The following is a 12,896-nucleotide window of genomic DNA, read 5'->3' as shown; positions in this document are numbered from 1 at the left end:
GACCCTTTGACGGGAGTGTCACCTTCACCTCCAACGGGGGCAACGTCTCGGCAGTGGTGACTGGCACCGCGGTGTCGCCAACGAATCCGGTCCTCTCGGTGACCCCGAGTTCCCAAGACTTTGGCAGCGTCGCGCTGGGAGGCTCAGCGGACCGGACCTTCACGGTGCGGAACACGGGTGGCGGGACCCTGTCCGGGAGCGCCTCCACCTCGGCCCCCTTCAGCATCGTCTCCGGTGGCTCCTTCAGCCTCGGGGCGGGGCAAAGCCATGCGGTGGTGGTGCGCTTCAGCCCCCCGGCGGAAGGACCCTTTGACGGGAGTGTCACCTTCACCTCCAACGGGGGCACCGTATCGCCGGTGGTAACGGGAGTCTCAGGTAACCCTGGGTTCTAGTCGTTGCTCCTCCGCGCTCGTGCTCTAAAGGGTGTAGAACGGAACGCCCAGGTCACGAACGGCCCCACTTCCACTCGCGGTAGCCACAGCAGAGCTAGGCTGGCGTCAATCGTGGAGTGCACCCCATTTCGTTTCCACACCCTGGGGACGTAAGATGACGCGGGAGGTCCATGGGTGACTTTCCCCGGAAGGCAGGCGGCCGGCGGGTATTCAGCGCAGAGTTCACGCCCGAATGGTCGGTATCACCTGGCAGACGACGAGCGGGTCCTCCTGCAGATGCGGGCGGCGACGCGGACCTTCTTTGCCAAAGTGCCAACAATACACATCACCCGTCCGGGATGCAGCTCAGTAGCTTCAGCGTGTTGACAGAGCTAGCTTTTTCAGCATAGTTTAGCCTCGTGAGGTAGCGGCTATTGAGGCGTTGCAGGGGCTCCGGCATTGTCGAGTAAGGCGACCCTGACGGTATCGCTTTGGATCGAGGCCTTTCAGCAGTGCCCCTCCTCTAGGCGACCGGGGCCTGTCCCCGTGGCGCAAAATCGAACGCAAGTCGCGGCCAGAAGAGTTCGCGTCATCCTCATGGTCCTGACTGGACTGGCGCTGCTCGCCTCCTCGCTCCCGGCCGTGGCCCAGAAGCCGCGTGCCGAGCGCCCAACGTACACCGTCGGCGAAAAGTGGCTTCGAGCGGACGGGGAGTACGAGCTGATCAGGATCGAAAAGGACCTGTACATCTTCTCCGCTGGCGCCGGCCGGGAGATCCACCTCACCAAGGACCTGGCGCTGGTGCGGGTCCTCAGGGGCGGCAAGGTCGAGTGGGAGTTGAGCCCTTCGCCCAAGCTGGGCTGGCCATTGGAGGTCGGGAAATGGGGGATGGGTTCGTCGAACTGGTACACGATCGAGTATCCCCAGAGCATCCCGATCACGTTTATGTGGAAGGTCGAAGCCTATGAGGACGTGGATGTGGGCGCGGGGAGGTTTAAGGCCTTCCGGATCGTCCAAGCGATCGAGGGTGATCCGATCATTGGAACCCATGAGCGGCAGCATCGGCGACGGGAACTCGTCACCTGGTACGCGCCCGAGACGCGGCAGTTCGTGAAGGCGGAGGGCCCCGATGTGGGAGCGTTGAGCTTTGAGGTCGTGGCGATTAGCTCGCCTGCGACGGCACCCCTCCAGGTGGCCCTGTCGACGCCGAAAGATCAAGAGCGCTTCCCCTTCGACGAGATCGTCGTGACCGGCAGAGTCACAGCCGGCAAGGGCGTCGCCCGCGTCACCGTCACCCTCAACGGCCAGGAGGTCTCCAGGCAGGAGGAACCCACGGGCAAAAAGGACCTTGCCCTCAACCTTCGGATCAACCTCAAGGAAGGGAGGAACGTCCTGGTCGTGGCTGCTGCGGATTCGGGGGGAGAGACCCGTCAGGAGGTCAGGACCATCTTCCACGATAGGCCACCACCCGCGCAGGAGCCGCCGCCAGTGGCGTCGGCGCCAACCGCGACGCCCCCGCCGGTGGCTGTCGCGAAGCCGACGGCTCCGCCTGCGCCGGCTCCCGTGACGCCCCCAGCGCGGGAACCCTCCAAGGCTGGGCCCCAGCCGCCAGTCGCCGAGCCTACCCCTGCTCCCGAGAAAGCACCCGAGCCGGAGGCGCCCAAAGTTGGGGCTCCGTCGGCCCCAACGGTCGTGCCCAAGCCCGCGCCTCCACCTGTGAGTGCTCCCGCCGCGCCAGCCGAGCCGGAGCCCCCCAAGGTCAGCCCGCCGCCCGCCGTCACCGCCCTGCCGCCCTTCCAGATAACGCTGTCCACGCCCAGGGATCAGGCCCGCGTGGACCGGGAGAGCATCGCGCTGGCCGGGCTCGTGTCCAGCGGCAAGGGGGTCAGCCGGGTCGTAGTCACGCTCAACGGCGTGGAAGTCTCGCGGCTGGAGGAGCGAGCGGCGCAGCGGACCCTGGCGGTGAACCTGCCCCTCAAGCTGCGCGAGGGAGAGAACACGCTCGTCGTCACGGCGACCGACTCCGACGGGACGACCCAGCAGGAGATCCGGACGGTCCATTACGAGAAGGTTCTACCGCTGACCGTGGCGATCCGCTACCCCGAGGACCGGGCGCGCGTAGCCGAGGAGGCGAGCGTCGTGGCCGCCGCGGTGAGCTCGAGCAAGGGAGTCGCGAGGGTCAGCGTGACGCTGAACGGGGTTGAGGTATTCCAGCAGAGCGAGCCCACGCCCCGGAAGTCCGTGGCGGTGACGGTGCCGGTGACGTTCCGGGAAGGCCCTAACGCTATCGTCGTCAGTGCGAGTGAGCCAGACGGTACTGTCCGCCAGGAGATCCGCACGGTCTTCTATGACCGGCCGAAAGTCGCGGCCGCCCCGCCGGTGCCAGCGGTGCGCGACCGCTGGGCGGTGGTGGTCGGCGTCGGCGCCTACGAGAGCCCTGGGATTCCCCGGCTCCGCTACGCGATACCGGACGCGGAGGCGATCTACCAGGTCTTGACCGGGCCCGCGGGCGTCAAGAAGGAGAACGTCCTGCTCCTGACGGACAGGACGGAGCGCAAGCCCACGCTCAGAAACCTCCGGTGGGCGCTGGGGACGCTCCTGGCCCGGCGCGCGAAGAAGGACGACCTAGTTATCGTCTTCTTCGCGGGCCACGGCGCCCCCGAGGTGGACCCGCGGGGCATCGAGCGGGATGGGCTGGCCAAATACCTTGTGCCCATCGATGCCGATCCGGACGATCTCTACGCGACCGCGCTCCCGATGGACGAGTTCCAGACGATCTTCGGCCGGCTTGAGGCCGAGCGCGTGGTGGTGTTTCTCGACACGTGTTACAGCGGGGCGGCGGGTGGCCGCACCTTCGTTGCGCAGAAAACCCGCGCGCCGAACGTGGATGATCTCTTCCTGGAGCGGCTCACGCGCTCCAAGGGGCGGGCCATCATCACGGCCTCGCGGCCGGCGGAGGTCTCCCTCGAGCTGCCCGAGCTGGGGCACGGGATCTTCACGTATTACCTGGTCAGGGGGCTCCAGGGCGCGGGGGACCTGAACCGGGACGGGATCGTGTCGCTGCAGGAGCTGTACGAGTACGTCGAGCAGCAGGTGACGCAGAAGTCGCGGGCAGTGGGGGGCAACCAGCACCCGATGATGAAGGGGGAGCTGGAAGGCGTCCTGCCGCTGGTCAAGGTGGGCCAGCGATGAGAAAGCGGCGGGGCGGACTGATTCTGCTGGCGGCGGTCATCCTGCTCGTCTCGTCGGTCCCGGCCGACGCGGAGAAGCCGCGGGCCGAGCGGCCGACCTACGCGCTTGGCGAGAGGTGGATGCGGTCGGACGGCGTGTACGACCTGGTCAGGATCGAGAATGACCGCTACATCTTCGCTGCGGGCCCCCGCCGCGAGATCCATCTCAGCAAGGACCTCATGTTGGCGAAGATACAGAAAGGCGAATCCACCTTCGAGTTCGACCCCCCGCCCCGGCTCGCCTGGCCCCTCGAGGTCGGAAAGTGGGGGGTGACCCAGGGGAGGATGCTGACTCCGCGAAGTCCGGGAGGGTTTCCGGCGAGCTTCACCTGGAAAGTCGAAGCATACGAGGATGTCAGCGTGATCGCCGGGACGTTCAAGGCGTTCAGGATCGCCGTGTGGATCGAGAACCCGAGAATCGGCAGGCGGTTGGAGGTGCAAACCTGGTACGCGCCGGAGGTGCGCCAGCTCGTGAAGCTGGAAAGCCAGGAATTCAGGGTGCTGGCCTTCCAGGTCGTTACAGTCGACCGACCCGCGGCGAGGCCGCTCCAGATCGCCCTGGACGAGCCGAAGGATCAGGCGCGCCTCAGCAGCGAGGGGATCGCGGTGGTCGGCAAGGTGACCGGTGGCAAAGGGGTGGCCCGGGTGACCGTTTCGCTGAACGGCGAGGAGATCGCGGCGCTCGACGAGAGGGCGGCGCCCAAGAGTGAGGTCGCCCTCAACATTCCCGCCAAGCTTAGGGAAGGGAGGAACGTCCTCCTCGTCACGGCCGCCGATCCCGAAGGCAACACTCGCCAGGAGGGCCGGACCATTCTCTACGAGAGGCCCGCGCCTGCCCCGACACCGCCTCCCCCCGTCGCGGCCAAGCCGGCGCCGGCGCTTCCGCCAGCCACGCCTGCGCCGCCTGTGACTCCCGCCTTACCACCCTTGCAGATGACGCTGTCCTCGCCCCGGGACCAGGCTCGCGTGGACCAGGAGAGCATCGCGCTGGCCGGGCTGGTGTCCGGCGGCAAGGGGATCAACCGCGTAGTCGTCACGCTCAACGGCGTGGAGGTCTCGCGCCTGGAGGAGCGGACGCCGCAGCGGGCAATGCCGGTGAATCTGCCGCTGAAGCTCCGCGAGGGGCAGAACACGCTCGTCGTCACCGCGACCGAGGCAGACGGGGCGATCCACCAGGAGGTCCGCACGGTCCACTATGAGAAGCTCGCGCCGCTCACCGTGGCGTTCCGCTACCCCGCGGACCGGGCGCGGGTGACCGAGGAAGCGAGTGTCGTGGCCGCCGTCATCACCTCGAGCAAGGGGGTGGCGAAGGTCAGCGTGACCCTGAACGGGGTCGAGGTGCACCAGCAGAGCGAGCGCGCTCCGCAGAAGTCCGTCCTCGTGACGGTCCCGGTCACGCTCCGGGAGGGAGCGAACGCCGTCGCCGTCAGCGCCGTTGAGGCCGATGGCACCGTTCGCCAGGAGGTGCGCACGGTCATCTATGACCGCCCGAAGGTCGCCGAAGCGGCTCCTCCACGGACTCCCGCGCCCACACCCGTCGTCCGCGACCGGTGGGCAGTCGTGATCGGCGTTGGCCGGTATGAAAGCCGAGAGGTCCCGCCGCTCCGGTATACGGTCTCGGACGCGGAGGCCCTCCACCAGATGCTGACCGGCCCTGCCGGTTTCAAGCAGGAGCACGTGCTCCTGCTGACAGACAGGACTGAGAAGAAGCCGACGCTCCGGAACATCAAGTGGGCGCTGGGGACCTTCCTGGCGCGCTCGGCGAAGAAGGATGACACCGTAGTGATCTTCTTCGCCGGGCACGGAGCGCCGGAGGTGGACCAGCGGGGCGTCGAGCGCGACGGCCTTGCCAAGTATCTGGTCCCCAGCGATGCCGACCCCGACGACCTCTACTCCACGGCGCTGCCGATGGACGAACTGCAGAACATCTTCGCTCGGATCGAAGCGGAGCGCGTCGTGGTGTTCCTGGACTCCTGCTACAGCGGGGCGGCCGGCGGCCGCACGTTCGCGTCGAAGAAGACGCGCGCGGGCCACGTGGACGATCTCTTCCTGGAGCGCCTCACGCGCTCGAAGGGGCGCGCGATCATCACCGCCTCCCGGCCAGCGGAGGTCTCGATCGAGCTGCCGGAGCTGGGGCACGGCATCTTCACCTACTATCTGGTGCAGGCGCTGAAAGGGGCGGGCGACCTGAACCGGGACGGGATCGTGTCGCTCCAGGAGCTGTACGAGTACGTCGAGCAGCAGGTGACGCGGAAGTCGCGGGCGGTGGGGGGGAACCAGCACCCGGTGATGAAGGGGGAGCTGGAGGGCGTCCTGCCGCTGGTGAAGGTGCAGAGATGAGAGGACTCTCCCGCGCTCTGATTCTCCTGGCGGGGCTTGCGCTCTCTGCCTGCGCAACGTTCTCAGAGGTGAGTGTCTCAACGACGCCGAAGCCGCAAGCGGAACGGCCGACCTACACCTTAGGCGAGAAGTTGATTCGGTCGGATGGCGTCTATGAGCTGATTAGGATCGAAAACGATCGCTACGTCTTCTCGGCTAGTTCCCGCGAGGAAATCCACCTCACGAAGAACCTCGCGCTGGCAAAGGTACGGAAGGGCCAGGATTTCATGGAATTCGACCCCCCACCCGAGCTGATCTGGCCTCTGGAAGTCGGAAAGTGGGGGGTAGGAGGCGAGCTGACTTGGCGACACTCGTGGCAGGAGCGGAGGGTGAGGCTCGTCTGGAAGGTCGAGGCGTACGAAGACGTCCACGTACCCGCTGGCACATTCAAGGCCTTTAAGATTGTCCAGACGATGGAGACCAGCCTCTGGCGGATCTGGGGGCCCGAGCTCGTCACCTGGTATGCGCCCGAGGTGCGGCAGATCGTGAAGGTCGAGGGCCACCCTCAGCTCAGTTTGATGGCCTTCGAGGTCGTTGCCCTCGACCTACCAGAGACGGAGCCACTTCGGTTAGCCCTTTGGACGCCGAAGGATAACGAGCGCTTCCCTTACGAGGAATTCATAGTAACCGGTAAGATGACGGCCGGCAAAGGGGTTGCACGCGTTACAGTCACCCTTAACGGACAGGAAGTCTTGACAGAGGAGGAAAAGCGGGCACCCAAGAAAGAAGTGCCACTGAACCTCCGGATTAACCTCACGGAAGGGAAAAACGTCCTCCTAGTCACGGCGACCGATTCGAGAGGAGACACTCGTCAGGAGGCCCGAACCCTTTTCTACGACAAACCACCGGCAGTGTCGATGGCCGCACCCCCTACGCCTGCGCCGACTCCGACGCCGGGCCCGCCCGTCGCGGCCAAACCGTCTCCTAAAGCGACGCACCCGCCGGAGACCGCCAAGGTCGCGCCCCCGCCGGCCCCGGCGGTACCTCCAGCGGTCGTGGCCAAACCTGCACTTCCGGCGAGGCCCGTGGAGTCTCCGCCTGCTCCCGCGAAACCGCCGGAGCCTGAGCCACCTCCCGTGGCTACGGCGCCGGTCCCGGCGGTGCCGCCACCCGTCGTGGCGAAACCGGTCCCTCCGGCTGCGCCCACGCCAGCGGTACCGTCGCCTCCACCTGCGCCACCTGCGGTCGCCGCCCTGCCGCCTTTGCAGATGACGCTCTCCTCACCCAAAGATCAGGCCCGCGTGGACCACGAGAGCATCGGGTTGGCCGGGCTGGTGTCGGGCGGCAAGGGAGTCAGTCGCGTGGTTGTCACGCTTAATGGCGTGGAGGTCTCGCGCCTGGAGGAGCGGACTCCGCAGTCTGCCCTGCCGGTGAACCTCCCCATCAAGCTCCGCGAGGGCCAGAACACGCTCGTCGTCACGGCCACCGAGGCGGACGGGCGGATCCACCAGGAGGTCCGCACGGTCCACTACGAGAAGCTCGTGCCTCTCAGCGTGGCTTTCCGTTATCCCGAGGACCGGTCACGCGTGAGCGAGGAGGCCAGCGTGGTGGCCGCGGTGATCACCTCGAGCAAGGGGGTAGCGAAGGTCAGCGTGATCCTGAACGGAGTGGAGGTGCATCAGCAGAGCGAGCGCACTCCCCAGAAGTCCCTGGTCGTGACCGCGCCGCTTACGCTTCGGGAGGGGGCCAACGCCATTGTAGTCACCGCCGCCGAGCCCGACGGCACCCTTCGCCAGGAGATTCGCACGGTCATTTACGACCCGCCGAAGGTGGCAGTAGCCGTGCCGCCGCCCCCAGCGCCACCCACCAGGGACCGCTGGGCGGTGGTGATCGGGGCGGGGCGCTACGAGAGTCCGGAAATCCCCCAGCTCCGCTACACGGTGCCGGATGCCGAGGCGATCTACCAGATTCTGACCGGGCCGGCGGGCTTCAAGAAGGAGCACGTGCTGCTCCTGACGGACAAGACGGAGAAGAAGCCCACGCTCCGAAACATCAAGTGGGCGCTCGGGACCTTCCTGGCGCGGTCGGCGAAGAAGGACGACACCGTGCTGATCTTCTTTGCGGGGCACGGCGCGCCGGAGGTGGACCAGCGGGGAGTCGAGCGCGATGGCTTCGCCAAGTACCTGGTCCCTATTGACGCGGAGCCGGACGATCTGTACTCCACGGCGCTGCCGATGGATGAGCTGCAGACTGTCTTCGCCCGCAACGAGGCCGAGCGGGTGGTAGTTTTCCTGGATACCTGTTACAGCGGGGCAGCGGGGGGGCGGACGTTCGCCTCGAAGAAGACGCGGGCGACGAGCGTGGATGACCAGTTCCTGGAGCGGCTGACGCGCTCGAAGGGGCGGGCCATTATCACTGCCTCACGGCCGGCGGAGGTCTCCATCGAGCTGCCTGAGCTGGGGCACGGCATCTTCACCTACTACCTGGTCCAGGCACTCAAAGGGGCAGGCGACCTGAACCGGGACGGGATCGTGTCGCTGCAGGAGCTGTACGAGTACGTCGAGCAGCAGGTTACGCAGAAGTCGCGGGCGGTGGGGGGGAACCAGCACCCGGTGATGAAGGGGGAGCTGGAAGGAGTCCTGCCGCTGGTGAAGGTGAGCGGGCGCTAGAGCGCGAGCGGGTTCGGATGAGATTTGGCGACTGGTGGCGGCAGCGCCGGGCCCGCCTGCTCCAGCTCTGGGGCGTGGGCATCGCCGCGAGCCTCCTGGTGACGGGCGCCTCGGCCATGGGCTACCTCGAGGCCCTGCAGACCCGGGCCCTGGATCTGCTCCTGCGCCTCCAGGGGACGCGGTTCGCCTCCGACGTCGTCATCGTCGCGATTGACGACGACGCGTTCGAGTCGTTGGGGCGGCGTCAACCCCTCTCACGAGAGTATCTTGCCCGGCTCCTCAAAGCCCTTCAGCGAAGTGGCGCTGCGGTCGTGGGTGCCGATATCACACTGGCTGCGCCGGCCACCGCCGGCGAAGATGCCGCGCTGGCCCGCGCTGTCCTCGACTTCAGCCATGACGGGGTGAGCCGGGTCGTCCTGACAGATACGCCGGGGACGGGACCGCTGGCCGACCCGGACTTCCTGCGCGCGGCGGTCTTCGGCTCCGACAGGATGCCGGTGGACGACGACGGCTTGATCCGGCGCGCGGCGCTCCTGATCCCGCAAGGCTCGCGTCCACCTCAACCCGCCCTCAGCCTGGCCATTGCCGCGCGCCTTGGTGGTATGGATCGGGTCGCCCTGGAGACCGTGCTCAGGACCCGGGGCGGGCTGATCGCGCTTCCGGTGTGGCGGTCTGGAGGGCGCTGGGACCTGACCGGAGACCCACCTGTCGCCGTCCGACCGGGCGACCTGTGGCGGATCAACTTCGTCGGGCCGGCGAGGAGCTTTCTGACCATCCCGAGCGGCGCGGTGGTTCCCCTCAGTGACCCGGCCCTCGAGGTCGCGCGCGACAACCCCCTCCGGGACCGTATCGTCCTGGTGGGCGGCACGTTCCCGGAGAGCCGGGACTTCTTCTCGACCCCGTACGGGCTCCTGCCCGGAGTCGAGGTCCACGCGAACGTCGTGCACATGCTGGTAACCCGGAGCTTCATCCGCCCTTCTGGCTGGCTCACCAGCCTGGGGCTTCAAGTTACCGTCATTCTCGTCGCCGGCGTGGTCCTGGTTCTGCTCCGCCCCCTCGCGGGAACCCTCGTGTGCATTGCCGGCGCCCTCCTCGTAGGCGTGCCCGGGAGCTATCTCGCGTTCAACCGCGGCGGCTACTGGGTGGACTTCCTGCTGCCGGTGATCGCCACCTCGCTCCTGGGCCTCGGCGCGGACGCGCTGGCCCGCCGCCGTTTCCGCGACTCTTTCGGCCGCCACGTGAGCCGGGAGGTGCTGGCGGAGGTGCTGGCCGAGGCCCCGAGCCTCGGCGGGGAGCGTCGCGAGGTCTCCGTCCTGTTCTCGGACCTCCGTGGCTTCACGACCCTCTCGGAGAAGATGCCGGCCGAGGCGGTGGCGGCGCGCCTCAACGAGTACTTCGCCGCCATGACCTCCGCCATCTTCGCCCACCGCGGGATGATTAACGACTTCATCGGCGACGCCGTGATGGCGATCTTCGGGGCGCCCCTCGCTGATCCGGATCACGCCCTCCACGCGGCCCAGAGCGCGGTGGCCATGGATCAGGCGCTGCAGGAGCTGAACCAGCGCTGGGAGGCGGCTGGACTGCCGGTGCTGCGCATGGGGATCGGGATTCACACTGGCGAAGTCTTCGCCGGGAACATAGGGGGCGAGGCGCGGGTGAAGTACACTGTCATCGGCGACACCGTCAACGTGGCGTCACGGCTCGAGGGGCTCAACAAAGAGCTGGGGACCACGATCCTCGTGACGGAGGAGACGCGAATCCTCCTCGAGGGTCGGGTGGACGTCAAAGATCGTGGGGAGATGCCGGTGAAGGGGCGGACCCACCCGCTGCGGGTCTACGAGCTGCTGGCGGTGCATCCCGACGGGGGGTCACGGGCACGAGGCTAACAGCCTGTGGGAGTAAGACCTTTCGAGCGCGGGCTTCGCCCGCGCAACCGATTCCTGGGGGAGGCCTCGGAGGGGGCCGTCGAGGCCCCCTCCGACTGACCTAACCATGCGCGCGCGATGGTGGGTCCTCGGCGCGATTGCGGGGGTGCTCCTCTTTCACGGGTTCGCCCGTGCGGCGGAGCCTGTGGCTGTCCTCACCGAGATCCGGAAGGGGCAGGGCGATGTGGGGGTGAAGCCTGCCGGTGCCGGCGACTGGGTCGCGCCTCAGCCGTTGCTCGCGCTCCGCCCGGGCGACCAGATTCGCGCGACTCAAGACGCGAGGGCCGTCCTCCTGTTCACCGGGGGCCGCGGGACGCAGGTCATCTCTGCGGCCAACTCGCCCTTCACCGTCCAGGCCCCGGCGGGTGAGAGCGGCACGGAGAAGGTCAGGGCCGTGGTTGCCAGCGTGACCCAGTTCCTCCTGGGGCAGCAGAAGCAGCTGACCTATCAGTCCCTGTCGGTCCGGAGCCTCAGCCAGCCCCCGCTCATCATCGCTCCCCGCGATACTCACCTCATCCCCGGTCCGGTTGCCTTCGAGTGGGCTGGCTCAGACCGTCTCCGCTACAGCGTCCGCGTCCTTGGTCCCGAGGGCCTGGTGTGGGAGCAGGCGAATCTCCAGCGCCGACCCGTCGACTATCCCGCCTCGGCACCGGCCCTGCGCCCGGGGGTGCGCTATCGGTGGGAGCTGACAGCTCCGGGCCATCCGGTGCAGCGCGCCCAATTCGAGGTCCTGTCAGCCGCCGAGGGAGCCCGGGTCCGGGCGGCCCTGGCCCTTCTGGAGCCAGCCGGGCTCGGCTATTCCCGAGGCACTGTCGCCCTCATCCGGGCGGGTCTCCTGTTTCAAGAGGGTCTCTACCACGACGCACGGCGGGAGCTCCTGGCGGGGGTGGTCGCCGACCCCGAGGAGCCCACGCTCCACCTGCTCCTCGGGAGCGTCTACGAGCGGATCGGTCTGAAGGAGCTCGCCGCGCGGGAGTTCGAGGAGGCCCAGTTCCTCTCGACCCGGCGCCCGTAAACTGTCTCCCGGTCGTCTGGCGGCGGACTAAAGGACTGGCACCGTCGGGCGCGTCCGGACCCCTTGACAGCGTCCCGCTGATTCATCTACACTTAAGCGCGAATCAGTCCCAGTAAACTCGGCTCGGCCGGGGGGTCCCATGCCGGGGAAGGTGCTCCTGAGGCTCAGCGTGAACGGGGAAGAGCACGAGGTCGCCGTGCCCGTCCACAAGACCCTCCTGGAGGTGCTCAGGGAGGACATGGGGCTGACCGGGACGAAGCACGGCTGCGAGCTCGGCGAGTGCGGAACCTGCACGGTCCTGGTTGACGGCCAGCCGATCCTCTCCTGCCTGGCCCTTCCGATCGAGCTCCAGGGGCACGCCATCGTGACGGTGGAGGGGATGGCTACCGGCGGCCAGCTCCACCCGCTCCAGCAGGCCTTCGCTGAGCTGGGCGCCGCCCAGTGCGGCTACTGCACCCCCGGCATCCTCCTCTCGGCCCACGCGCTCCTCGCCACGGTCCCCGCGCCCACCCGGCAGCAGATCAGAGAGGCGCTGGCGGGGAACCTCTGCCGCTGCACCGGCTACACGAAGATCCTGGATGCGGTGGAGCTCGCGGCGCTCCGTATGGACGGTGAGCGGGTGGCGCCGGCGAAGCTCCGGTCGCCCGCAGCGGGGGGTCCCCGGGCACTCGGCTGCCCGTCGAAGACGGAACGCAGCCGGGTCGGGGCGGGGGTGCGCGAGGACGGACAGGGCGAGACGGTGACAGGACCCGCGGGCGCCCGTCAGGTCACGCGATGAGCGCGAAGCATGAGCTCGCGGTGGTCGGTCAGGCGCTGCCCAAGGTGGACGCCTGGGGGAAGGTGACGGGGGATACCCGCTTCGCCGACGACCTCGTGCTCCCGCGGATGGCCTACGCCAAAATCCGCCGCAGCGACCACCCCCACGCGCTGATCAAGACGATCGACACGTCCCGCGCGAGAGCGCTTCCCGGAGTGTACGCCGTCATCACGGGCCAGGACCTGCCGCCGGTCAGGTTCGGGATCCTGCCGGTGAGCCAGGACGAGCAAGCCCTCTTCACCGACAAGGTCCGCATGGTGGGCGACGCGATTGCGGCGGTGGCCGCGGTGGACGAGGAGACCGCCGAGCGCGCCGCCGACCTGATCGGCATCGAGTACGAGCTGCTCCGGCCGGTCATGTCGATCGAGGAGGCGGTGGCTCAGGACACGGTGAGGATCCACGAGTACGGCGACGGGCCGAACATCCACAAGGCGGTCTCGCTCGAGTTCGGCGACGTGGAGGGGGCCTTCAGGCAGGCCGACCTCGTGCGCGAGGACGTCTTCTACTTCGAGGGGAGCACCCACCTCCCGATGGAGCAGCACGCGGCGGT

The 12,896-nt window shown here is 67.8% G+C and carries 8 protein-coding genes; all 8 read left to right on the top strand.

Translation table 11 applies throughout. The features are described from left to right. The coding region (locus HY726_11300) for a choice-of-anchor D domain-containing protein (protein ID MBI4609584.1) at nt 1-392 on the top strand (392 nt) is incomplete at its 5' end. Nucleotides 393-968: 576 nt separating this feature from the next. Beyond that, on the top strand, nt 969-3,563 hold the full coding sequence (locus tag HY726_11295; protein ID MBI4609583.1) for a caspase family protein: 2,595 nt from the start codon (nt 969-971) through the stop codon (nt 3,561-3,563). Next, entirely contained in the window at nt 3,560-5,941 is a 2,382-nt protein-coding gene (locus HY726_11290) for a caspase family protein (GenBank protein MBI4609582.1), read from the top strand. The genes HY726_11295 and HY726_11290 overlap by 4 nt, the downstream gene beginning before the upstream one ends. Before the next feature lie 1,280 nt (nt 5,942-7,221). After that, entirely contained in the window at nt 7,222-8,589 is a 1,368-nt protein-coding gene (locus tag HY726_11285; GenBank protein MBI4609581.1) for a caspase family protein, read from the top strand. Between the two features lie 17 nt (nt 8,590-8,606). Further along, nucleotides 8,607-10,475, top strand: a complete 1,869-nt coding sequence (locus tag HY726_11280; GenBank protein MBI4609580.1) for an adenylate/guanylate cyclase domain-containing protein — start codon at nt 8,607-8,609, stop codon at nt 10,473-10,475. A 106-nt stretch (nt 10,476-10,581) separates the two neighbouring features. After that, nucleotides 10,582-11,529 carry a hypothetical protein gene (locus HY726_11275; protein ID MBI4609579.1) on the top strand — a complete coding sequence of 316 codons (948 nt, stop codon included), beginning with the start codon at nt 10,582-10,584 and terminating at the stop codon, nt 11,527-11,529. A 139-nt stretch (nt 11,530-11,668) separates the two neighbouring features. Then, nucleotides 11,669-12,307 (top strand): (2Fe-2S)-binding protein, encoded by a 639-nt coding sequence (locus HY726_11270; protein ID MBI4609578.1) that lies wholly within the window; start codon nt 11,669-11,671, stop codon nt 12,305-12,307. Beyond that, on the top strand, nt 12,304-12,896 hold a 593-nt coding region (locus HY726_11265), incomplete at its 3' end, for a molybdopterin-dependent oxidoreductase (protein ID MBI4609577.1). The genes HY726_11270 and HY726_11265, both read left to right, overlap by 4 nt.

Source organism: Candidatus Rokuibacteriota bacterium (assembly GCA_016209385.1).
GTDB lineage: Bacteria > Methylomirabilota > Methylomirabilia > Rokubacteriales > CSP1-6 > JACQWB01.
Note: the sequence above shows the minus strand (reverse complement) of the source record. Positions and strands in the feature narration are given on the sequence as shown.